Source organism: Novosphingobium chloroacetimidivorans (assembly GCF_014204535.1).
GTDB lineage: Bacteria > Pseudomonadota > Alphaproteobacteria > Sphingomonadales > Sphingomonadaceae > Novosphingobium > Novosphingobium chloroacetimidivorans.
This window is the reverse complement of the sequence record NZ_JACHLR010000003.1, coordinates 99,958-123,838: the sequence shown is the minus strand read 5'-3', so window position 1 is coordinate 123,838 and position 23,881 is coordinate 99,958. Positions and strand designations below refer to the sequence as shown.

Genomic DNA, 23,881 nt, shown 5'->3' with positions numbered 1-23,881 from the left:
CCGGTCATGATGACTTCACGCTGCACGGCATTAACTTGCGGTTCAGTTGTGTTAACGCTCTGCATTCGCATCAAGGAAGACCCGATATGCCCCGAGCGTTCTCTTCTTCCGTCAGAATGGAGTAGACTGCACTGCGTTGCCGGATGACGAGCGGCATTCGTCGTCTCGCCAGCGCACGTCGCCGCGCAAAACACAGTTGCCGCCCGTTTGACAGCGAGCCGGCACGGTCCTATATGGCGGGTCCAGCTCGGCGCTTCGAGCAAGGTGAGTCCAGCGCGGGGACTCGTCACGGAAGGAAGCGGAACCCGAGTATCCATCTGACGCAACAGGCTGCGAAGCGCAGGACTGCCACTTGGCAGCGTGCGTCCGCGGCCTTTGTTGCGCTTGTGGATGGCTTCGTCGCTTCGGCGGCGAATCGCGAGAGATAACGATGGCAGGCTTGCCCGGTTCCTCCGGCGCGAGACCGGCGAAGCGAAAAGGCGATAGATTTCTCATGGCCACCAAGCCCGTCAACATGGACGCCCAGGCGAACCACAATCCGCCCAGGGCGAACCGGAAGCGCATCCGCAAGATCTTCGGCGACGCGCACGAAGTGGTGCAGATGCCTAACCTGATCGAGGTTCAGCGCGAGAGCTACGAGCAGTTCCTGCGCTCCGATCCGGCGACCGGCTACGTCTCGGGCCTTGAGAAGACGCTGCGCTCGGTGTTCCCGATCCGCGACTTCGCCGGCACCAGCGAGCTGGACTTCGTCCACTACGAGCTGGAAGACCCCAAGTACGACCAGACCGAGTGCCGCCAGCGCGGCATCACGTATGCCGCTCCCATGAAGGTGACGCTGCGCCTGATCGTGTTCGAGGTGGACGCCGAGACCGAGACCCGTTCCGTGCTCGATATCAAGGAGCAGGACGTCTACATGGGCGACATGCCGCTCATGACCGAGAACGGCACCTTCATCGTCAATGGCACCGAGCGCGTGATCGTCTCGCAGATGCACCGTTCGCCGGGCGTGCTGTTCGACCACGATCGCGGCAAGACCCACTCCTCGGGCAAGTTCCTGTTCGCCGCGCGCGTGATCCCCTATCGCGGCTCGTGGCTTGACTTCGAGTTCGACGCCAAGGACATCGTCAACGTCCGCATCGACCGCAAGCGCAAGCTGCCGGTCACCGCGCTGCTCTATGCGCTGGGCCTGGATGACGAGCAGATCCTCAACCACTTCTACGAAACCGTGACCTGGAAGCGTGGCGAGGGCGGCTGGCGCCTGCCTTACACGCCCGAAGCATGGCGCGGTTCCAAGCCGGCCTTCGACATCGTCGACGCCAAGTCGGGTGAAGTCGTGTTCGGCGCCGGCCACAAGATCTCCCCGCGCGCCGCCAACAAGGCGCAGAAGGATGGCTTGGAGGAGCTGTTGATCCCCACCGAGGAGATCTTCGGCCGCTTCTCGGCCAAGGACCTGATCAACGAAGAAACCGGTCGCATCTACATCGAGTCGGGCGACGAAGTCTCGCCGGAGAACCTCGAGGCCCTCGACGCCGCCGGGATCGACCAGATCGAGCTGCTCGACATCGACGACGTCAACACGGGTCCCTGGATCCGCAACACGCTCAAGGTCGACAAGGCCGAGAACCGCGACATGGGCCTGGAGGCGATCTACAAGGTCATGCGTCCCGGCGAGCCGCCGACGAAGGAAACCGCCGAAGCACTGTTCGACGGCCTGTTCTTCGACGCCGATCGCTACGACCTCTCGGCCGTGGGCCGCGTGAAGCTGAACATGCGCCTGGGCCTCGAAGTCGAGGACACCGTCACCACCCTGCGCACCGACGACATCCTCGCGGTGGTCAAGGAGCTGGTGAACCTCAAGGACGGCAAGGGCGAGATCGACGACATCGACAACCTCGGCAACCGCCGCGTGCGTTCGGTGGGCGAGCTGCTGGAGAACCAGTACCGCGTCGGCCTGCTCCGCATGGAGCGCGCCGTGAAGGAGCGCATGTCCTCGGTCGACGTGTCGACGGTGATGCCGAATGACCTGATCAACGCTAAGCCGGCGGTTGCCGCGGTGCGTGAGTTCTTCGGCTCCTCGCAGCTGTCGCAGTTCATGGACCAGACCAACCCGCTGTCCGAAGTGACGCACAAGCGCCGCGTTTCGGCCTTAGGCCCGGGCGGTCTCACCCGTGAGCGCGCCGGCTTCGAAGTCCGCGACGTTCACCCGACCCACTATGGCCGCATCTGCCCGATCGAGACGCCGGAAGGCCCGAACATCGGTCTGATCAACTCGCTCTCGACCTTCGCGCGCGTCAACAAGTACGGCTTCATCGAGACGCCGTACCGCAAGATCATCGACGGCAAGGTGACCGGCGACGTCGTCTACCTCTCCGCCATGGAAGAGCAGAAGCACACCGTCGCGCAGGCCTCGGCAGAGCTCAACGACGACGGCAGCTTCGTGGAAGAGCTGGTCTCGGCCCGCCAGAACGGCGAGTTCGTCATGAGCCCGCGCGATCAGGTCACGCTGATGGACGTCAGCCCCAAGCAGCTGGTTTCGGTCGCCGCTTCGCTGATCCCGTTCTTGGAGAACGACGACGCCAACCGCGCGCTGATGGGCTCGAACATGCAGCGCCAGGCGGTGCCGCTGGTCAAGGCCGACGCACCGTTCGTGGGCACCGGCATGGAAGAAACCGTGGCGCGCGATTCGGGCGCCGCGATCTCGGCGCTGCGCCCCGGCGTGGTCGACCAGGTCGACGCGACGCGTATCGTCATCCGCGCTTCGGGCGACATCGAGGCCGGCAAGTCCGGCGTTGACATCTACCGCCTGCAGAAGTTCGAGCGGTCCAACCAGTCGACCTGCATCAACCAGCGTCCGCTGGTGAAGGTTGGCGATATCGTGGGCAAGGGCGACATCCTGGCAGACGGTCCCTCGACCGAGCTGGGTGAGCTGGCGCTGGGCCGCAACAGCCTCGTCGCGTTCATGCCGTGGAACGGCTACAACTACGAGGACTCGATCCTGATCTCCGAGCGGATCGTGAAGGACGACGTGTTCACGTCGATCCACATCGACGAGTTCGAGGTCATGGCCCGCGACACCAAGCTGGGGCCCGAGGACATCACCCGCGACATCCCCAACGTCGGCGAGGAAGCCCTGCGCAACCTCGACGAGGCGGGTATCGTCTACATCGGCGCCGAAGTGCACCCGGGCGATATCCTGGTCGGCAAGATCACGCCGAAGGGCGAATCGCCGATGACGCCGGAGGAGAAGCTCCTGCGCGCGATCTTCGGTGAAAAGGCCAGCGACGTGCGCGACACCTCGCTGCGTCTGCCGCCGGGCGTCTCGGGCACGATCGTCGACGTGCGCGTGTTCAACCGCCACGGCATCGAGATCGACGACCGTACCCGCGCGATCCAGAACGAGGAAATCGAACGCCTCGCCAAGGACCGCGAGGACGAGCGCGCGATCCTCAACCGCGCGACCTACAACCGCCTGCGCGACATGCTGATCGGCCAGACCGCCACGGCGGCGCCGAAGGGCGTGAAGAAGGGCGGCGAGATCACCGACGAACTGCTGGCCGAGGCCGAGCGTCACGACTGGTGGAAGTTCGCGGTGGCGGACGACCACATGCAGTCGCAGCTCGAAGCGGTGAAGACGCAGTACGACGCGACCGTGAAGGCGATCCAGGAGAAGTTCGAGGATCGCAAGGAGAAGCTGGAGCGCGGCGACGAGCTGGCTCCCGGCGTGCTCAAGATGGTCAAAGTCTTCGTGGCGGTGAAGCGCAAGCTGCAGCCGGGCGACAAGATGGCCGGCCGTCACGGCAACAAGGGTGTGATTTCGCGCATCCTGCCGCAGGAGGACATGCCGTTCCTGGCGGACGGTACTCCGGTCGACCTCGTGCTCAACCCGCTGGGCGTGCCTTCGCGCATGAACGTCGGTCAGATCTTCGAGACCCACCTGGGCTGGGCCGCGCGCGGCCTGGGTCAGCAGGTCAAGACGGCTCTGGAAGACTGGCGTCACGCCAACCCGAACCCCGAGGCGGGCTCTCCGCCCGATGCGGTCCGCGATCGCCTGAAGACGATCTACGGTCCCAAGTACGAAGAGGACATCGCCGGACGCGACGACGCTTCGATCCTGGAGCTGGCGGGCAATCTGGTCGGCGGCGTACCGATGGGCACTCCGGTGTTCGACGGCGCGGTGGAAGCCGATGTCGCCGAAATGCTGGAGCTGGCCGGCCTCGACAAGTCGGGCCAGTCGGACCTCTACGATGGACGCACGGGCGACAAGTTTGACCGCAAGGTGACGGTGGGCATCATCTACATGCTCAAGCTGCACCACTTGGTCGACGACAAGATCCACGCGCGTTCGATCGGGCCGTACAGCCTCGTCACCCAGCAGCCGCTGGGCGGTAAGGCGCAGTTCGGCGGCCAGCGCTTCGGTGAAATGGAGGTCTGGGCCTTGCAGGCCTACGGCGCCGCCTACACCTTGCAGGAAATGCTGACGGTGAAGTCCGACGACGTGGTCGGCCGCACCAAGGTCTACGAGGCGATCGTCAAGGGTGACGACACCTTCGAGGCCGGCATTCCCGAGAGCTTCAACGTGCTCGTCAAGGAAATGCGCTCGCTGGGCCTGAACGTCGAGCTGAACTCGGTCATCGACCACGACGAGGCCGACGACGAGGCGATCAACAACGGCCGGTTGGCGGCGGAATAAGGCAATCTCCCTCTCCCCTTCAGGGGGAGAGGGTCGGGGAGAGGGGGCTTGTTGTCCTTTCTCGCCAGCGAAGTTTCAGGGGGACAGCCCCCTCTCCCAACCCTCTCCCCCGAAGGGGAGAGGGCTTAAACGGAGTTCAGAATGAACGACCTGACCAAGTTCACGAACCAGATGGCGAAGCCCGAGACCTTCGATCAGATCCAGATCGGTCTAGCCTCGCCCGAGCGCATCCGCTCCTGGTCCTTCGGCGAGATCAAGAAGCCGGAAACGATCAACTACCGCACGTTCAAGCCCGAGCGTGACGGCCTGTTCTGCGCGCGCATCTTCGGTCCGGTGAAGGACTACGAGTGCCTGTGCGGCAAGTACAAGCGCATGAAGTACAAGGGCGTCGTCTGCGAGAAGTGCGGCGTCGAAGTGACCGTCACCAAGGTGCGCCGCGAGCGCATGGGTCACATCGAGCTGGCCGCGCCGGTCGCGCACATCTGGTTCCTGAAGTCGCTGCCTTCGCGCATCGGCCTGCTGCTCGACATGCAGTTGAAGCAGCTGGAGCGCGTGCTGTACTTCGAGAGCTACCTGGTGATCGAGCCGGGCCTGACCCCGCTCGAGAAGTTCCAGCTGCTCACCGAAGACGAGATGCTCGACGCACAGGACGAGTACGGCGAGGACGCGTTCTCGGCCGGCATCGGCGCCGAGGCGGTCAAGGCCATGCTCATGTCGCTCGACCTCGAGCAGGAGCGTGACGACTTGCTGGAAGAGCTGCGGACCACCAAGTCCGAGCTCAAGCCCAAGAAGATCATCAAGCGGCTCAAGGTCGTGGAATCGTTCATCGATTCGGGCAATCGCCCCGAGTGGATGATCCTCGACGTCGTGCCGGTCATCCCGCCCGAGCTGCGCCCGCTGGTGCCGTTGGACGGCGGCCGCTTCGCGACCTCGGACTTGAACGACCTCTACCGCCGCGTCATCAACCGCAACAACCGTCTGAAGCGCCTGATCGAGCTGCGCGCGCCGGATATCATCGTGCGCAACGAAAAGCGCATGCTGCAGGAAGCGGTCGACGCGCTGTTCGACAACGGCCGTCGTGGCCGCATCATCACCGGCGCCAACAAGCGTCCGCTCAAGTCGCTGTCCGACATGCTCAAGGGCAAGCAGGGCCGCTTCCGCCAGAACCTTCTGGGCAAGCGCGTCGACTATTCGGGCCGTTCGGTGATCGTGACCGGTCCCGAGCTCAAGCTGCACCAGTGCGGCCTGCCCAAGAAGATGGCGCTCGAGCTGTTCAAGCCGTTCATCTACGCCCGTCTCGATGCCAAGGGTCTTTCCATGACCCTCAAGCAGGCGAAGAAGTGGGTCGAGAAGGAGCGCAAGGAAGTCTGGGATATCCTTGACGAGGTGATCCGCGAGCACCCGGTTCTGCTGAACCGTGCGCCCACGCTGCACCGGCTGGGCATCCAGGCGTTCGAGCCCGTGCTGATCGAAGGCAAGGCGATCCAGCTGCACCCGCTCGTCTGCTCGGCCTTCAATGCCGACTTCGACGGTGACCAGATGGCCGTCCACGTGCCGCTCTCGCTGGAAGCCCAGCTGGAAGCGCGCGTGCTGATGATGTCGACCAACAACATCCTCTCGCCCGCCAACGGCAAGCCGATCATCGTGCCCTCGCAGGACATGGTGCTGGGCCTGTATTATCTCTCGATGGACCGCGAAGGCGAGCCGGGCGAGGGCATGATGCTGTCCGACATCGCCGAAGTGCACCAGGCGCTGCACGTGGGTGCGGTGACGCTGCACTCCAAGATCCACACCCGGATCCCGCAGACCGACGAGAACGGCAAGGAGTACATGCTCCGCGTCGAGACCACGCCGGGCCGCATGCTGATCGGCGAGTGCCTGCCCAAGAGCCACACGGTGCCCTTCGACGTCGTCAACCGCCTTCTCACCAAGAAGGAACTGGGTGACGTGATCGACCAGGTCTATCGTCACACCGGCCAGAAGGACACGGTGCTGTTCGCCGACGCGATCATGTCGCTCGGCTTCCGCAACGCGTTCAAGGCGGGCATCTCGTTCGGCAAGGACGACATGATCATCCCGGACAGCAAGGTCGCTCTCGTCAATGAGACCAAGGAACTGGTCGCGGATTACGAGCAGCAGTACCAGGACGGCCTGATCACCCAGCAGGAGAAGTACAACAAGGTGATCGACGCCTGGAGCCGCTGCGGCGACCAGGTGGCGAACGCCATGATGGACGAGATCCGCGCCATGCCGATCGATCCCGAGACCGGCCGCCAGAAGCAGATCAACTCGATCTACATGATGAGCCATTCGGGCGCGCGTGGTTCGCCAGCGCAGATGAAGCAGCTCGCGGGCATGCGCGGCCTGATGGCCAAGCCTTCGGGCGAGATCATCGAGACGCCGATCATCTCGAACTTCAAGGAAGGCCTGACCGTCCTTGAGTACTTCAACTCGACCCACGGCGCCCGCAAGGGTCTGGCCGACACCGCGCTCAAGACGGCGAACTCGGGTTACCTGACCCGCCGTCTGGTCGACGTGTCGCAGGACTGCGTGGTCGTGGTGGATGATTGCGGTACCGAGCGTGCGCTGGAAATGCGCTCGATCGTGCAGGGCGGTGCGACCATCGCCAGCCTCGCCGAGCGTATCCTGGGCCGGACCCTGGCCGAGGATATCGTCGACAAGGAAGGCAACGTGGTTGCGTCCAACGGCCAGCTGCTCGACGAAGCCGCGGTGGCGAGCATCGAGGCGACCGGCTTGCAGGCGGCGCGCATCCGTTCGCCGCTGGTCTGCGAAGCCACGCAGGGCGTGTGCGGCAAGTGCTACGGGCGTGACCTCGCTCGCGGTACGCCGGTCAACATCGGTGAGGCTGTCGGCGTCATCGCCGCGCAGTCGATCGGTGAGCCGGGCACGCAGCTGACCATGCGTACCTTCCACATCGGTGGTGCGGCGCAGCTGAACGAGACCAGCCATCTGGAATCGATCTCGGACGGTACTGTCGTCTATCGCGACATTCCGACCATCACCGACAAGCGTGGTCGTCGCCTCAGCCTGGCCCGCAACGGCGAGATCGTGGTGCTGGACACCGAGGGCCGCGAGCGCGCCATGCACCGCGTGCCTTACGGTACCGTCCTCATCCACGAGAACGGTGGCGCGGTGAAGGAAGGCGAGCGTCTGGCAGAGTGGGATCCGTTCTCGCTGCCGATCATCACCGAGACTTCGGGCGTGATCCGCTACCAGGATCTGATCGACGGCCGTACGCTGACCGAGCAGGCTGACGAGGCGACCGGCATGACCAGCCGCATCGTTACCGAGGACCGTTCGACCCGCGCCAAGAAGAAGGAGGATCTGCGTCCGCGCCTGACCCTGCTCGACGAGGACTCGGGTGAGGCCGCGCGCTACATGCTCGCTCCGGGCACGACGCTCTCGGTCGAGGACGGACAGGCGGTCGAAGCGGGCGATATCATCGCGCGTGCCAGCCGCGAAGCCGCCAAGACCCGCGACATCACCGGCGGTCTGCCGCGCGTCGCGGAGCTGTTCGAGGCGCGCAAGCCCAAGGACAACGCGATCATCGCCAAGACCAGTGGCCGCATCGAGTTCGTGCGTGACTACAAGGCCAAGCGCAAGATCGCGATCATTCCCGAGGAAGGCGAGCCGGTCGAGTACCTGATCCCGAAGAGCAAGGTGATCGACGTCCAGGAAGGCGACTACGTCAAGAAGGGCGACAACCTGATCTCGGGCTCGCCCGATCCGCACGACATCCTCGAAGTGCTCGGCGTGGAAGCTCTGGCCGAGTACCTGTGTGCGGAAATCCAGGAGGTCTATCGTCTGCAGGGCGTGAAGATCAACGACAAGCACATCGAAGTGATCGTTCGCCAGATGCTGCAGAAGGTCGAGATCACGCACGGCGGCGACACCACGTTGCTGGCGGGTGAGCAGGTCGACCACGAGGAGATGCTGGAGTACAACGGCAAGCTGGAAGACGGGCAGCGCCCCGCCGAAGGCAAGCCGGTGCTGCTCGGCATCACCAAGGCCTCGCTGCAGACGCGCTCGTTCATCTCGGCCGCATCGTTCCAGGAGACCACCCGCGTGCTCACGCAGGCGGCGGTCGAAGGCAAGCGCGACTCGCTGATCGGCCTAAAGGAGAACGTGATCGTCGGGCGCCTGATCCCGGCGGGCACCGGTGCCGGAATGAACCGCATGCGCGTCGCCGCCACCAGCCGCGACGCTGCCCTGCGGGCCTCGTATCGCAAGCTCCAGGAAGCGCTGGTCATCCCGAACAGCGCCGCCGAAGAGCACGCGGCCGAACTGCGCCAGGGCCCGGAAGCTGCGATCGGCGACGATCCGCTGGCGGCCTACGAGGGCGAGACGCATGGCACCGATGCGGATGCCGGCGACTACCTGATCAAGGGCGACGACGATCAGGCGTAAGCCTGGCTCGCCGAACCTCGGCTAACCAGAAGCCCCGCCGGAGTGATCCGGCGGGGCTTTTCGTTGGTCGGTCGGGGTCTTCATGTTTGGGGCACGCGGCCATCCCTGCGCATGCTGCTCTCCCCCCGCTCGCGTCGAGCGAAGTCGACACGGTAGCGCCACGCTCACGTGTTTCGACTTGGCCCGACACGAACGGGAGCAGGAGCTTGTCGATCTGCTCCCGCTAGAGCATTCTCCAGTCGACCGTTTCCGGTCATCGTCTCGGGCAATGCGGCATCGAAACCTGGAGCGGCTTCGCTCTTGGTCAAGACGCCCTGGAACGCGGTACTCGCCTGCCGTTACTTGCCGTCGCCCTGGTCGGTGTTGCGGCGCTCGGGGCCGCTCTGATCGATGCTGAGGTACTTGCGCCATTGCGACTGTCGCTCGGCATAGTCGCCTTCGCGTCGCGCGCGGCTGAGGCGGCGGCGATGGCGATTGCGGCGCGACATCACCAGCAGGACCAGGACCGTGCCGGTCGCCATCACGATGGCCAGCAAGAAGATCAGCTTCAACACGAGCTGAGTCGTCCTTCTTCAAATCGCCTGAGCCGAGTGTGTCCGATCTGGATCGTTTTGCAAGTGCGAACGCGTAGGCTCGCGCCTCGCTACGGGACAAGGCGGCCAAAAGGCGCTACCATGCGAAGATGCGCGCCCTCCTGCTCCTGCCGCTTGCCTTGCTGACCGCTGCCGCACCGGGCGAGCGCACGCGTATCAACAGCGCCCGTGACGCACAGCGCCTGCTCGCGGCCAAGGGCGTGACGCTGCAATGGATCGACTGGCACACCCGAGGCTCGGTGCGCGTAGTCAAGGGACCGGTGTGGCGTCTGACCGCCGCGCAGGCGCAGGCGGGTGGGCCGGGGCGCTTGCAGCTGGACGGCACCGTGACCGAGATCGGCAAGGGCCATTTCACCTTTCGCGGGACCATCCGCATGACCGACACGCCGGATCTCGGCCGCCGTTGCGAAGCGACCAAGGACTGGCACTTCGCCATCACCCAAGGGCGCCCATACTACCGGCTGCGTGAGTTCGAGTGGTGCGATAGGCTGACCGACTACATCGACATTCATTTCTGAGGCGCCATCCCTCCTGAGATCGGGCGCATTCTGCTGGCAGATCTTCCGCGGCGGGCGCTTCGTCGACGAGCGACATGGCCGGCTCGACGGGCGACATGGCCTCGGCGGACGCGATGCGGCATGGGTGACGCACACAGACCAGCCGTGAAAGTCTCGCCGATGTTCCGCTCGCACTCGCCCGTCACCACAGCCGCCGCAGCCGCGGTCCTGGCCATGACCGCGTTCGCGCTGTGGACCGGCGTGCGTGCCGGCGCGGCCGAGACATGCTTCGGTCCGGGCTGCAGCCATGTCCAATCCGACCAGGGTGGCAAGCCGCGCCGCTCGCTCGGGCTGATCGATCTCTGAAGCAACTGCCGCCAAGACGGAGCCTATGTCGCGCGCGGAGTGCACCTCCTCTCCCCGGTGGAGAGAGGGGCTCGACGTCTGTGAGCGCACAAGTCCCTCTCTCACTGCGGCCAGGCGGCATGCCGCTCAGCCGTTCCTTTTTCCGCACGGGAAGAGGGCCAGGGCCACTAAGCCACCGCTACAGCCCGTACGGCAGACCGACGGCGTAGGGTCGCGCCCATAAGGCCGAGGCCCAGGATCATCATGGCCCAGGTCGATGTCTCGGGCACGGCGGCGGAGAACTCGGTCACCGGAGTCTGGGTCAGCTGGATCGTGGTCGGGCCACTGATGTCGAACGTCAGGCCGGTCACGAACGCACCCACGTTCGCGGGATCGAGCGCGAGCGAGGGATCGATCCCGCGCAAGGCGAAACCGCTCACGCCCGATCCGAAGCTGAACAGCGATCCGCCCATGATGCCCGTTCCCAGTGGATTGACGAGGTCGGTCAGGCTGAACACGTCGTAGCCGTTCGCATCGCCGAGCTCGGGGAAGATGGCGCTCAGGATCAGCTGGCCGGACTGCACCTCGAAGTCGTAGCCCGTGGTGATGTAGGGATCGACGAACACGGTCTGGTTGGGCGTCGCGGTGAACTCGAACTGGAACTCGCCGTTGGGCCCGATCTCCTGCGGCAGCAGCGGGTTCTCGAAGCTGGAGCCATCGCCGATGGTCGCGCCGTCCAGCAGCAGGCCGCTGAACGCCAGGCCGCTGTCGTAGGCGGCGTCGAGCCAATTGGCGGCGCCGAAGCGCAGTTGGTACGAGCCCTCGGTCGGCACCGTGAAGGTCGACGCGACCCAGCCGGTATAGCCGCAGCCCGGGCCGTAGCAGTCTCCGCTCGAGTCTCCGAGGGGGGACCAAGTCGGTGCGCCCGGATTGATCGACACCACGGCCGGCGAGAGTGTCGCCACCACCGGCGGCAGATCGCGACCGGGAATGATGGCGCCATCGGGCACCGTGCGAGCGTTGAACAGCTCGTAGACTTCGCTGGTGGTGGTGTTGATCAGCTGTGCGAACCCGTAGTCCGCGAACTGCGAACCGTCGGACGTCACGTAGTTGAAGTTGAAGCTGACGATCTGGCCCACGGCGGCGAAGAAGATGTCTGACAGCAGTTCCGAGCCGTTGGTGGCGCTGGTGTCGTAGCCGGCGATCCCTGCCGCACCATCGAGGCCGCCCTGGGTCGACACCCAGTCGTATTCGCCGAAGCTGCCCGGAGCGGGTACGATGACGCCATCGGCGGTGCCGAAGTTGTGGCCGCAGTTGCCGATGCAGGTGGCGGCCTGCGCGCTGTGCGATGCACCGAGCGTCGAACAGATCGCCGCGCCGGCGAGCGACAACGCCAGCCGGTATGCTGATAATGCCATGAGATTTGCCCCTCAAGAAACAGAACAGGCGCACCGGACGCGGTGCGGAGTGTTTTCTGGAAGGCCACCCGGGAAGCCGGGTTCTGGTATCTGCGGGAGGCGATTGCCTGTCTATACGTAGAAACAGCTGGGCATCATCAGGGGCGCTGTCGAACAGCCAAGAGCACGTGCTTAAACACAGAAGTTACAGTTGCTTCGCGCCGCGCTATAGTTGGCGACCGGCAGTCGAATTATTTACTCCGCCGCCTCGGTCACCTTGTCGGCATCGGTCATCTGCGATTCGATCTCGGCCGCCTTGGCTTCGACGAGCGCGACGATGTGGTCGAGCATGTCGGCCGACTGCACATGATGATCGGTCACGCCCGAGAGATAGACCATGTGCTTGCCATTGCCGCCGCCGGTAAGGCCGATGTCGGTCTCGCGCGCCTCGCCCGGGCCGTTGACGACGCAGCCCAGGACCGAGAGCGAGAGCGGCGTCTTGATGTGCGACAACCGCTTTTCCAGCGCCTCGACCGTGCGGATCACGTCGAAGCCCTGGCGCGCGCAGGACGGGCAGGAAACCACGCGCACGCCGCGGGTGCGCAGGCCCAGGGACTTGAGGATCTCGAAGCCGACGCGCACTTCCTCTTCCGGCTCGGCCGAGAGCGAGACGCGCAGGGTGTCGCCGATGCCGGCCCACAGCATGTTGCCGATGCCCAGTGCCGACTTGACGGTGCCGCCGATCAGTCCGCCCGCCTCGGTGATCCCCAAGTGCAGCGGACAGTCGGTCGCCTCGGCCAGGCCCTGGTAGGCGGCGACGGCGAGGAACACGTCGCTGGCCTTCACCGCCACCTTGTACTCGTGGAAATCGTGGTCCTGCAGCAGCTTGATGTGATCCAGCGCCGATTCGACCAGTGCCTCCGGGCAAGGCTCGCCGTACTTCTCCAGCAAGTCGCGCTCCAGGCTGCCGGCATTCACGCCGATGCGGATGGCGCAGCCGTTGGCCTTGGCGGCGCGCACCACTTCGGCGACGCGCTCGTTGGAGCCGATGTTGCCGGGGTTGATGCGCAGGCAGGCGGCGCCGGCATCGGCGGCTTCCAGGGCGCGCTTGTAGTGGAAATGGATGTCCGCGATCAGCGGCACTTTCGCCGCGCGGGCGATCTCGCGGAACGCCGCCGTGCTTTCCACGTCGGGACACGAGACGCGGATCAGGTCGGCGCCGGCATCCTCGCAGCGGCGAATCTGGTCGATCGTCGCCCCGGCGTCGCTGGTCAGCGTGTTGGTCATGGTCTGCACCGTGATCGGGGCATCACCGCCGACGGGGACCTTGCCGACCATGATCTGGCGGCTCTTGCGGCGCTCGATAGTGCGCCAGGGACGAATGGAGGACATGGGCGCTCATATACGCGCTTCGTGCGACAGGTGAAAGGCGGCTGTTGCGTCCGTGATCGACCAACGTGCGAGCCCTTGCGACGGGCGCGATTTCCTCGGTTGCGCCCCTGCGGCATGAGGCGGCGACCGTCAGGACCCGCTGACGACGACGAAGAGAACCACGACAAGAGGAGAGCAAATCCCATGAGGATCTCGCATCATTGGCTGCTCGTCGCCGCGCTGCTCGTGGCCAGCGCCGCGCCTTTCGCCGCGCCCCTGCTCGCTGCGCAACCAGCGCCGTGCCCGATGACGCAAGGCGACGACGGATACGGCTGTGCCCCGCCGCAGCCGCACGGGAGCGGGTACGGTCGACGTCCGCTTCGGCTTGACCAGCCGATGCGGGTTTCGCTGGAGGACAAGCCGACGCTCGCGATGGAGCAGCACATGCGGGCCTGAAGTACACGTGCGCGCGTCCGGTGAGATGGCACCTTTCGCGCGGTCCATCGTTCGGGCATGCAGCGCCGATGCTCGACCCGACCCACAACGACGATTGCGACCTCGACGGACCGCTCCTGTTCGGCCGCGTGCTCGACGGCCGGGGCGGCGCACGCGCGATCGGGTGGGAGGAGGCGCAGAACTGGCGATCCTCGCAAGCCGGGGAAGTGCTCTGGCTGCATATGTGCCGCACGGTGCCCGGCGTCCGCGCATGGTTGATGGACGCGCTCGCCGTGCCCGAGCCCACTGCCGAGCTGCTCACCAGCGACGCCACGCGTCCGCGCGCCTTCCGCGAGGGCGAGGCATTGGTGGCGACGCTGCGCGGCATAAACTTCAATCCCGGCGCCGAGCCCGAGGACATGGTCTCCATGCAGGTCTGGTGCGACGGCCAGCGGCTGATCACCCTGCGCCGCGTCGCCCTGCAGACCCCGCGCGATACGCGGCACGAACTGGACGAAGGGCACGGCCCGGTCGATGCCGGATCGCTGATCACATCGCTGACCGAGCACATGATCGACCGGATGAGCCACGTCATCCTCGATCTGGACGAGGCGATCGATACGCTGGAGGCCGGCGAGGTCGATTGCGCCGACAAGGCGACCCTCAATGAAATCACGCGCATCCGGCGCGAATGCCTGGCGCTCAAGCGCTACATGTCGCCACAGCACGAGGCGCTCGAGAACATTTCCCGCGATGCGCCCGCCTGGTTCGAGGAGCACGACCGGCGCGAGATCGCCGAATCGATCGATCGCCTTCGTCGTTATGTCGAGGATCTCGACATCAGCAAGGAAAGCGCGCTGGTTCTGCAGGACGACGTGCGCGCACGGCTGCTGGAGCGCAATGCGCGCACCCAGTCGCAACTGGCGGTCGTGGCGACGATCTTCCTGCCGCTCAACTTCATAGCCGGTCTGCTGGGCATGAACGTGGAAGGTATCCCGCATGCCAAGGACCCCTTCGCGTTCTGGGAAGTGGTGATGATCGGCGCGGCGATCGCGGGCGCGCTGTTGCTGCTGTTCCGTCGCCTGAGGTGGTTCTGAGCGACTGCCTGGTTCGCGGTGGGCTCAGGTCGCTCCGGCAAACACCCTCCGTCCAAACATGGCCGGCGAGAGCCACGGCGCCATCAACCCGTTGCTGCGCGAGGACGAGCCGGCGGCCGAATACGCCTATCGATGGGCGTCGACCCCTTTGATCAAGCCCGGACCACCCTATAACACCCGGCTGAACAGGAATTCCTCGTCGCGCTGTTCGCCGACCATGAAGTGGATGTCGGCCACCTTCTCGAACCCGTAGCGTGCGTAGAAGCGCTGGGCGCCATGATTGTCGCTGTAGACCGAGAGTTGTATCTCGCCTGCGTTTTGCACCCGCGCTTCGTCCAGGACCCAGTCCATCAGCGCGGCACCGATGCCGCGCCCGGTGACGGCAGGATCGGTGTAGAGCTGCTTCAACTCGATCACCCTCTCCGCCCGCGCGTGCTCGGGCCAGCCGCAGGCAAGGACCAGCTTGCAGAAGCCGATCAGCTTGCCATCGTCGTCGATCGCCAGGCGGATGCGCATGCCGGGATCGACGATCTCGGCGGCAGTCCTGGCGGGCGAGTGGCTGGCGGCGAGGAAGCCGCCGAGGTCCTGCTGGTTGTAGAGGTGTGCGAAGGCGGCGCAGAATGCGTCCGCGCCGAGCTGGGCGATGGTGGTGGCGTCTTCGGGAGTGGCGTCGCGCAGGATCATCCTCGCGACATTGCCGGATTGAGGGGACGCGTCAATCGGCGTAGTTGCGCCATACCTCTCCACCCCCAGCCTGCGGCTCGCGATCCCCCTCCCCAAGCAAGCTCCGGGAGGATTTCAGGACCGACCTAGGATCCTCCTCAAGCAAGCTCGGGGAGGGGGACCGCTCGGGGAGGGGGACCACCCACGAAGTGGGTGGTGGAGGGGTTAAGTGGTTTACTCTCCGCCGGCATCGCCCGAACCGGGCTGCGGCTGGCCCTGCTTGGTCGTGGGCGCGGCAGTCTCGATGCCCATGCACAAGTACTTGAGCTCCATGAAGTCCTCCAGACCGTACTTGGAGCCTTCGCGCCCCAGGCCCGACTGCTTGACGCCGCCGAACGGCGCGACCTCGGTGGAGATCAGGCCGGTGTTGATGCCGACCATGCCTGCTTCCAGCGCCTCGGCCACGCGCCACACGCGGCTGATGTCGCGCGCGTAGAAGTAGCTGGCGAGGCCGAACTCGGTGTCGTTCGCCATGCGGATAGCGTCGGCCTCATCGGTGAAGCGGATCACGCCGGCGAGCGGCCCGAAGGTCTCTTCCCTGGCGATCTTCATGTCGGCCTTCACGCCCGAGAGCACGGTGGGCTCGAAATAGCTGTGGCCGAGCGAGCTGCGCTTGCCGCCTGCCAGGATCTTGGCGCCACCGGCGAGGGCGTCCTGCAGATGCTCCTCGACCTTCTCGACCGCCTTCTCGTCGATCAGCGGGCCGACTTGCGTGCCCTCGTCCATGGCGTAGCCGATCTTCATCGCCTTGACCCGGTCCGCCAGTTTGCCAACGAATTCATCATAGACGCCGTCCTGCACGTAGAAGCGGTTGGTGCACACGCAGGTCTGGCCGCCGTTGCGGAACTTGGAGATCATCGCGCCTTCGATTGCGGCATCGACATCGGCGTCGTCGAACACCAGGAACGGCGCGTTGCCGCCCAGCTCCATCGAGCACTTCTTGATCGTCTCGGCAGACTCCTTCAGCAGCTCGCGGCCGATCTCGGTGGAGCCGGTGAAGGTGATCTTGGCGACTTTGGGGTTGCGCGTCAGTTCCGAGCCGATCTGGCCGGCGCTGCCGGTGACGACGTTGACCACGCCCTTGGGCACGCCCGCCATCTCGCACAACCGGGCGATCGCGAGCGCCGAGTAGGGCGTGGCCGAAGCCGGCTTGATCACCATGGTGCAGCCGGCGGCCAGCGCCGGGCCCAGCTTGCGGGTGATCATCGCGTTCGGGAAGTTCCAGGGCGTGATCGCGCCGACCACGCCGATGCCCTGCTTGATCACGACGATGCGGCGATCGGCGGCATGCCCCGGGATCACGTCGCCATAGGCGCGCTTGCCCTCTTCGGCGAACCACTCGATGAAGCCGGCGCCATAGGCGATCTCGCCCTTGCCTTCCGCGAAGGGCTTGCCCTGCTCGCGGCTGAGCAGTTCGCCCAGGTCGTCATGGTGCTGCATCATCAGGTCGAAGAGCTTGCGCATGATCCTGGCGCGCTCGGCGGCGGTCTTGGCGCGCCAGCCGGGCAGGGCGGCCTCGGCGGCCTCGATCGCGCGGGCGGTTTCAGCGGCGCCGGCCTTGGGCACCGTGCCCAGCACCTTGCCCGAGCCGGGATCGGTAACCTCGAAAGTCGCGCCGTTATCCGCGTCCACCCACTGGCCGTCGATGTAGCACTGCTGCTTCAGGAAATCGGTATAGGCCATGGGAAGAGGCATCCTCTCGCTTGCAAGCTGGGCGCCAAGGCTGAACGCAGTCAGCGTGGCGCGACGACGGCAGTGGAATAGGGATCGGTCCCGCGCGATGCAACCATGCGCCGATGCTGCAGGTGCCGATCGCATGTGAGTTCGATTGACGGCAACCAGCGCCTCGTTTAGTCTCAAGTTCGAACAATAATTCGCTATAGCGAAAAATCATGGAGAGGCGTTCTGGACTACGCAGGCTACATCGATGGCGCGTTCGTCGAGGGCGAGGGCACGGCCTTCGATGTCGAGAATCCGTCGGACGAAAGCATCGTCGATACCGTAACCGGCGTCTCCCAGGCGCAAGCGGTCGCGGCGATCGCCGCCGCGCGCCGCGCGTTCGACCACGGTGGGTGGTCGGGCCTGTCGATGAAGGAGCGGGCAAAGTACATGACCCGCTATGCCGAGGCGCTGCGGGCCCGTGCCGATCGGCTGAAGGAATGCGCGATCCTCGAAGCCGGTTGCCCGGTTTCCTCCAACGTCATGGGCGCGCAAGTGCACACGCCGCTGCGCATGACGGACGAGATCGTCGACCTGTTCCTGCGCCTGCCAGAGCACGAGGAGAACCCTCTCCCCATCCACGAGCGGGTGAACCCCTTCTTCACGGTGCAGAGCCTGAAGCGCTGGTCGCCGCTCGGGGTGGTTTCAGCGATTTCGGCTTACAACGTGCCGTTCTATACCGCGTTCTGGAAGGTGATCCCGGCGCTGATGGCGGGCGACACGGTGATCCTGCGGCCCAATCCACTCACCCCGTTGTCCTCGCTGGTCTTCGCCGAAGCGGCGGACGAGGCGGGTCTGCCCAAGGGCGTGATGAACGTGATCATGGAGCAGGGCCTTGAAGGCGGCCTGGCCATGACCACGCACCCGGACGTCGACATGGTCAGCTTCACCGGATCGTGCACCGTCGGCGCCAAGGTGGCCGAACAGGCCGCGCCCACACTGAAGCGGCTGGTGTTGGAGCTGGGCGGCAAGTCGGCGCAGATCTACCTGCCCGACGCGGTCGGCCGCGCGGCTTCGGCGGCGTCTTCGGTCTGCCTCTCGCACGCCGGCCAGGGCTGCGTGCTGGGCACGCGCGTGTTCGTGCCGCAGGAGAGCAAGGACCAGGTGCTGGAAGGCATGGCCAAGGCACTGGAAGGCGTGAAGATCGGCCCGGCGAGCGACCCCGCGACGGTGCTCGGCCCCGTGATCAGCGCCGGCCAGCGCGCACGGTGCGAGCACTTCGTCGAGGCGGCGGTGGCCGAGGGTGGCAGGGTGGTCGCGGGCGGCAAGCGGCCCGAGGGCCTCGACAAGGGCTTCTACTTCGAGCCGACCGTGCTCGACTTGCCGGACAACAAGAACCCGGCCGCGCAGGACGAGATCTTCGGGCCCGTCATCGGCGTGATCGGCTATCGCGACCTCGACCACGCGGTGGAGATGGCGAACGACTCCAAGTTCGGCCTCTCGGGCTGGGTGCACGGCGCGGACAAGGTCAAGGCGCTGGAAGTCGGCCTCAGAATCCGCAGCGGCGCGGTGAACATCAACGGCGCGCTGATGTCGAGCTACGCCAGCGGCGGCGGCATCAAGATGAGCGGCCAGGGGCGCGAGCGCGGCATCGAGGGCCTGCGCGAGTTCCAGATGATGACCACGCTGAACATCGGCGGGTGATGCAGGTGCGCTCCCAGATCCTCCCCTGCAAGGGGAGGTGGCAGTCCGCAGGACTGACGGAGGGGTGTCACCGGTGAAGGCGTGCGCAACCGAGAGGGTGACACCCCTCCACCACCGCCTTCGTCGGCGGTCCCCCTCCCCTTGCAGGGGAGGATCTTGGAGAGCGGCACACACATATAAGAACAAATACGGGAGAGCATGATGGACGGTCTGGTCCAAGGAAAGGTCGCCGTGATCACCGGCGCAGGCTCGGGTCTGGGCCGCGCGGCGGTGCTGCTGTTCGTGGAGCATGGCGCCAGGGTCGTTGCCGCGGACATCGATGCCGCCAACGCCGAGGAGACCGCCGCCGCGGCGAGGGCGAGTGGCGGCGAGGCGATCGCGATCGGCTGTGACGTGTCCGATCCCGCTTCGGTCGACGCCGCGGTGGCCAAGGCGGTCGAGGCGTTCGGCCGGCTGGACATCATGTACAACAACGCCGGGATCACCGTGAACCCGATCCCCGGCAAGGGCCTGAAAAGCCTGGTCGAGCTCGATCCCGCCGAGATGAAGCGCGTGCAGGACGTGAACGTCAACGGGGTCGTCTACGGTTGCCAGGCGGCGATCCGCCAGTTCGATCGGCAGGCAGAAGCGGGGCAGGCCGGGGCGGGGCTGGACAGCGGCGGCTGCATCGTCTCCACCGCGTCGGTCGCCGGGCTGATGGGCTACGGCGGCGTGTTCTACGGCACCACCAAGGGCGCGGTGGTCCAACTCACACGCGCGCTGGCGATCGAGGTGGCGGGCAAGGGCATTCGCGTCAATGCGGTATGTCCGGCCGGCATGCTCACCCGCTACGCCGGCATGGACCCGGACGGCGAGCACAAGGACCGGATCCTGGAGAGCATGGGCAACGCCCACCCGCTGGGCAAGGCGATCGCGCCGCGCGACACCGCCTCGGCGGCCCTGTTCCTCTGCTCCGACCTCGCATCGAACATCACCGGCGTGAACCTGCCGGTGGACGGCGGCCTGATGGCCGGCCGCAAGACAGGAGCCTGATCGATGGCGACGTGCCCCATGACCGGACGCAACTCGAACGCGCTCAACTCGCTGATGAGCGACAATCCGCGATATGCCGAGATGTTCGACGTCAACAGCCAGAGCGCCAATGTCGGCGTCGATGGCGACCGGGACTACACCGACGACATGAACACGCTGCGCGATCGGGCCCCCGTGCACCAAGGGTCGTTGCGCGGGTTGCTTGGCGTGCCCGAGATCGCCGGCCATGCCATGGGTCCGCCGCGTAACGAGATGACCTTCTTCTCGTACCGCGCCTGCGAGATCGGCTTTCGCGAGAACCTGCTGTTCTCCTCGGAAGGGTATAACGAGAGCGCGGGAGTGCGCACGATCGGCACCACGATCCTGTCGATGGTCGGCAAGCCGCACAAGCGCCTGCGCTCGGCCGCGCAGCCGTTGTTCAAGCGGCCCAAGGTGATCGACTGGTGGAACAAGCGCTGGATCGAGGAAACGGTCGACACGCTGCTCGACCGGCTGCTGGACCAGGAAACCACCGACCTGAATTTCGAGCTCTGCGCGCGACTGCCGATGGCGACGGTCACCCGCGCGATCGGGCTGGAGGGCGAGGACGTGATCGAGTTCCGCTACCAGCTGGACCGCGCGACCTTCGGAGCCGCCAATCTGCCGCCCGAAGAGTCCGCCGCTTCGCGCGCCTGGGTCGACCAGACCTTGCGCGACCTGATCGCCGAGAACACCCGCGCGCCGGGCGACAACCTCATCGCCGGGCTGCTCGCCGCCGAGATCGTCGACGAGGAGGACGGATACAAGCGCAAGCTGACCGAGGACGAGATCTTCGGTTACTGCAAGCTCACGATCTTTGCCGGCGGTGGCACCACCTGGCGGCAGCTGGGCATCACCATCGATGCGCTGATGAATCACCGCCAGTTCTGGGACGCCTGCCGCGAGGACCGCAGCCTGGTCGATGCCGCGGTCGAGGAGTCGCTGCGCTGGCGCTGTACCGATCCGATGATGCCGCGCGTCAGCACCGCCGACGCCGAAGTCGAAGGCGTGTTCGTGCCGGAAGGGACACGCGTCTACCTCTGCTTCGGCGCCGCCAACCACGACCCCGCGATCTTCGAGCGGCCGCTGGAGTACGACATCTTCCGCAAGAAGCAGGCGAACATGGGCTTCGGCTTCGGCCCGCACCGCTGCCTGGGCATCGAAGTCGCGCGCCAGGAAATGATCGTCGCCATCAACGGGTTGCTCGATCGCTTCCCGGACATGACGCTCGATCCCGCCAAGCCCAAGCCCGAGTATCGCGGGCTCGAACACCGCGGGATGACCGCCGTTCCCGTCAAGCTGCGGTGAGCGCCATGAAGCAGGTCGTCGTCGCGCGCTATGCCCAGGGCAATCCCAAGGCTTCGGACTTCCGGATCGAAGAGGCGGCCGAACCGCAGGCGGCCGAGGGCGAACTGCTGCTGCGGACGCTGTACATCGCCGTCGATCCGCTGCTGCGCTTCTCGCTGGACGAGAGCACGCTGACGGGCGGCGGGCGGATGGATCTGGGCGCGCCGATGATCGGGCCGACGGTCAGCCAGGTGATCGCCTCCAACCACCCGGACTATGCGGCGGGCGACTATGTCGAGGGCCGCACGGCGTGGGCCGAGACGACCGTCGTGGCGCCGGACAAGAGCGACTATCGCGGGCCCCCGCGCAAGCTCGACCCCGCGCTCGCGCCGGTATCGACGGCTCTGGGTGCGCTAGGCGGGCCGGGGCAGACCGCCTACGAAGGCGTGATCAAGGTCGGGCGGCTGCAGGTGGGCGAGACGATCGTGATCTCGGCCGCCGGCGGCGCGGTCGGCTCGATGGCGGGGCAGATCGCCAAGGCGCTCGGCGCACGCGCGGTCGGCATCGCCGGCGGGCGGGAGAAGTGCCAGGGCCTGCTCGACCTCGGCTTCGATGCCGTGGCCGACTACAAGGCGTCAGATTTCGCCGCGCAGCTCAAGGCGGCGCTGCCCGACGGCGCGGACGTGTATTTCGAGAACGTCGGCGGCGACGTGACGCTTTCCGTGCTGCCTCACCTCAAGCGGGGCGCGCGCATGCCGATGTGCGGGTTCATCGCCTATTACGGCCTCGGCATGGAAGGGCCGGGGCCAGATCACCTGCCGGGCTTCTACCGCCAGATCATGAACAAGGCGCTGGAGATCAAGGGGTTCGCCGGGCTCTTCGCGGGGCAGAAGGGCCTCGACGACATCGCCGGCTGGATGAAGCAGGGCAAGATCCGCTTCGCCGAGTCGTTCGTCGACGGCATCGATGCCGCGCCCGAAGCCTTCGCCAGCGTCTTTGCCGGCCACAATCACGTCGGCAAGCTGCTGGTGCGCGTGGCGCCCGCGATCTAGGGATCGAGCTGTGGGTGCAAGCTGGCGCCGCACACCAAACGAATTACCGTCACCCCGGGCCTGCTTCGGGGTCTGACGTGGCGGCGCAGCCCATCCAGAGTGCGAGGACCGGACGCGCCGCGCCGGCCTCTACGGGTTCTGGCTCGTGCTGGCGCTGGCGCCGAACTCGTTGTTGTCGCCGGGGAAGACCTCGACCCGGTCCCGCTCGTCCGCAGCGCCACCCTTGAGCACGAAGCGGCGGTCGCAGTAGCCGCACTCGACATAGCCCTTCTGGTCGATCTCCAGGTACACGCGCGGATGGCCCAGTGCGGCTCCGGCGCGAATGTCGGTGGCGCCATCGCAGTACACGCGGCGCTTGTCGGTGGTGACGGTCTCGGGCGGGTTGATCATGGGATCGCCATTATCAGCGCGAGGCGAAGCGATCCAGAGGCTTGCAGCACTACGTCGTCCCGCGCCTGACCCGGGACCGGTTCCGGCATCGACGAACCTGGCTGCGCACGCGGGAGAGGTTGCGACATGGCGAAACCGGTCCCGGGTTCGAGCCCGGGGGGACGTCAGCACGCCAGCTCGCCCTTTACCGCGCCCGTCGCATGCCCCAAATGCCGGGCATGACCGATACTCCCGCCATCCAGATCCGTGACCTCGTCAAGCGCTACGCCCCTGCTGGAAGCGGGGAGGGCAAGCTGGCGTTGAAGGGCGTCAGCCTGGACATCCCGGCCGGCAAGATCTTCGGCCTGCTGGGGCCCAATGGCGCGGGCAAGTCGACGATGATCAACATCCTGTCGGGCATGGTGCGCAAGACCTCGGGTTCGGTCTCCATCTGGGGTTTCGACATCGACCGCGACCAGCGCAATGCCAAGCGCTCGATCGGGATCGTCCCGCAAGAGATCGTGTTCGACCCGTTCTTCACGCCGTTCGAAGTGCTGGAGAACCAAGCGGGCCTCTATGGCATCGCCAGGCACTTGCGCCGTTCCGAGGAACTGCTGCGCGCCGTCCACCTGGCCGACAAGCGCGACGCCTATGCCCGTGCGCTGTCCGGCGGCATGAAGCGGCGGCTGCTGATCGCCAAGGCGCTGGTCCACCAGCCGCCGGTGCTGGTGCTCGACGAGCCGACTGCGGGGGTCGACGTGGAACTGCGCCGCCAGCTCTGGGAGCTCGTCACCGAGATGAACCGCGAGGGCGTCACCGTCGTCCTCACCACGCACTACCTGGAGGAAGCCGAAGAGTTGTGCGACCGGATCGCCATCATCAACCACGGCACCTGCATCGCCAACAAGCCCACCCGCGAGCTGGTCGGCATGGCACGCGAGAAGGTGGTGGAACTGACGCTGGATCGCGATCTCGGCCAGCTGCCGGTCGACGCCGCCTTCATCAAGAGCGAGAAGACCGGCGAGCGCACGATCGCGATTACGTACAACAAGGACGTCAGCAACGCGGGACAGGTGCTGGCGGCGGTGCAGGCGCAAGGCTTCACGATCGTGGACGTCACCACGCGCGAGGCCGACCTGGAGGACGTTTTCGTCAGCTTGACGAGTGAGGCTCGGCCGGCGTGA

The 23,881-nt window shown here is 66.0% G+C and carries 17 protein-coding genes; 11 read left to right on the top strand and 6 right to left on the bottom strand.

What is annotated here, in order from left to right; all coding sequences use genetic code 11:
- Window positions 1–493 precede the first annotated feature (493 nt).
- Complete coding sequence (rpoB, locus tag HNO88_RS04625) at window positions 494–4,690, top strand: DNA-directed RNA polymerase subunit beta (protein WP_184242911.1); 4,197 nt, start codon at window positions 494–496, stop codon at window positions 4,688–4,690.
- 141 nt (window positions 4,691–4,831) lie between these two features.
- Complete coding sequence (gene rpoC, locus HNO88_RS04620; protein WP_184242910.1) at window positions 4,832–9,118, top strand: DNA-directed RNA polymerase subunit beta'; 4,287 nt, start codon at window positions 4,832–4,834, stop codon at window positions 9,116–9,118.
- A gap of 338 nt (window positions 9,119–9,456) precedes the next feature.
- Here rpoC and HNO88_RS04615 read toward each other — a convergent pair whose 3' ends face one another.
- Window positions 9,457–9,672 (bottom strand): lipopolysaccharide assembly protein LapA domain-containing protein, encoded by a 216-nt coding sequence (locus HNO88_RS04615; protein WP_184242909.1) that lies wholly within the window; start codon window positions 9,670–9,672, stop codon window positions 9,457–9,459.
- A gap of 128 nt (window positions 9,673–9,800) precedes the next feature.
- Here HNO88_RS04615 and HNO88_RS04610 point away from each other — a divergent pair, with 128 nt between their 5' ends.
- On the top strand, window positions 9,801–10,229 hold the full coding sequence (locus tag HNO88_RS04610) for a hypothetical protein (protein WP_184242908.1): 429 nt from the start codon (window positions 9,801–9,803) through the stop codon (window positions 10,227–10,229).
- A gap of 120 nt (window positions 10,230–10,349) precedes the next feature.
- Window positions 10,350–10,574, top strand: coding sequence for a hypothetical protein (locus HNO88_RS04605; protein WP_184242907.1), 225 nt, complete (start codon window positions 10,350–10,352; stop codon window positions 10,572–10,574).
- Window positions 10,575–10,741: 167 nt separating this feature from the next.
- On the opposite strand, the gene HNO88_RS22175 is transcribed toward HNO88_RS04605, so the two are convergent.
- Both HNO88_RS22175 and ispG read right to left on the bottom strand, forming a co-directional pair.
- Window positions 10,742–11,971 carry an NF038132 family protein gene (locus HNO88_RS22175; protein ID WP_184243091.1) on the bottom strand — a complete coding sequence of 410 codons (1,230 nt, stop codon included), beginning with the start codon at window positions 11,969–11,971 and terminating at the stop codon, window positions 10,742–10,744.
- 234 nt (window positions 11,972–12,205) lie between these two features.
- Window positions 12,206–13,342, bottom strand: coding sequence for a flavodoxin-dependent (E)-4-hydroxy-3-methylbut-2-enyl-diphosphate synthase (gene ispG, locus HNO88_RS04595; protein WP_184242906.1), 1,137 nt, complete (start codon window positions 13,340–13,342; stop codon window positions 12,206–12,208).
- A 183-nt stretch (window positions 13,343–13,525) separates the two neighbouring features.
- Between ispG and HNO88_RS04590 the strand changes: the two genes are divergently transcribed.
- Together HNO88_RS04590 and HNO88_RS04585 are read left to right on the top strand one after the other, a co-directional pair.
- A complete protein-coding gene (locus HNO88_RS04590; RefSeq protein ID WP_184242905.1) occupies window positions 13,526–13,777 on the top strand; it encodes a hypothetical protein in 252 nt (83 codons plus the stop codon).
- A 68-nt stretch (window positions 13,778–13,845) separates the two neighbouring features.
- The gene (locus HNO88_RS04585) at window positions 13,846–14,853 is read left to right on the top strand and encodes a CorA family divalent cation transporter (RefSeq protein WP_184242904.1); all 1,008 of its coding nucleotides are present in this window, start codon (window positions 13,846–13,848) and stop codon (window positions 14,851–14,853) included.
- A 168-nt stretch (window positions 14,854–15,021) separates the two neighbouring features.
- Here HNO88_RS04585 and HNO88_RS04580 read toward each other — a convergent pair whose 3' ends face one another.
- Both HNO88_RS04580 and HNO88_RS04575 read right to left on the bottom strand, forming a co-directional pair.
- Window positions 15,022–15,537 (bottom strand): GNAT family N-acetyltransferase, encoded by a 516-nt coding sequence (locus HNO88_RS04580; protein WP_184242903.1) that lies wholly within the window; start codon window positions 15,535–15,537, stop codon window positions 15,022–15,024.
- Window positions 15,538–15,750: 213 nt separating this feature from the next.
- Window positions 15,751–17,259 carry an NAD-dependent succinate-semialdehyde dehydrogenase gene (locus tag HNO88_RS04575; protein ID WP_184242902.1) on the bottom strand — a complete coding sequence of 503 codons (1,509 nt, stop codon included), beginning with the start codon at window positions 17,257–17,259 and terminating at the stop codon, window positions 15,751–15,753.
- Between the two features lie 186 nt (window positions 17,260–17,445).
- Between HNO88_RS04575 and HNO88_RS04570 the strand changes: the two genes are divergently transcribed.
- From HNO88_RS04570 to HNO88_RS04555, 4 genes are all read left to right on the top strand, one after another.
- Window positions 17,446–18,939, top strand: a complete 1,494-nt coding sequence (locus HNO88_RS04570; protein ID WP_312856999.1) for an aldehyde dehydrogenase family protein — start codon at window positions 17,446–17,448, stop codon at window positions 18,937–18,939.
- A 201-nt stretch (window positions 18,940–19,140) separates the two neighbouring features.
- Window positions 19,141–19,971 (top strand): SDR family NAD(P)-dependent oxidoreductase, encoded by an 831-nt coding sequence (locus tag HNO88_RS04565; RefSeq protein WP_184242901.1) that lies wholly within the window; start codon window positions 19,141–19,143, stop codon window positions 19,969–19,971.
- Between the two features lie 18 nt (window positions 19,972–19,989).
- Window positions 19,990–21,297, top strand: a complete 1,308-nt coding sequence (locus HNO88_RS04560) for a cytochrome P450 (protein ID WP_221419831.1) — start codon at window positions 19,990–19,992, stop codon at window positions 21,295–21,297.
- Between the two features lie 5 nt (window positions 21,298–21,302).
- On the top strand, window positions 21,303–22,328 hold the full coding sequence (locus HNO88_RS04555; protein ID WP_184242899.1) for an MDR family NADP-dependent oxidoreductase: 1,026 nt from the start codon (window positions 21,303–21,305) through the stop codon (window positions 22,326–22,328).
- A 129-nt stretch (window positions 22,329–22,457) separates the two neighbouring features.
- Here HNO88_RS04555 and HNO88_RS04550 read toward each other — a convergent pair whose 3' ends face one another.
- Entirely contained in the window at window positions 22,458–22,718 is a 261-nt protein-coding gene (locus HNO88_RS04550) for a zinc-finger domain-containing protein (protein WP_184242898.1), read from the bottom strand.
- Window positions 22,719–22,936: 218 nt separating this feature from the next.
- Between HNO88_RS04550 and HNO88_RS04545 the strand changes: the two genes are divergently transcribed.
- A complete protein-coding gene (locus tag HNO88_RS04545) occupies window positions 22,937–23,881 on the top strand; it encodes an ABC transporter ATP-binding protein (RefSeq protein WP_184242897.1) in 945 nt (314 codons plus the stop codon).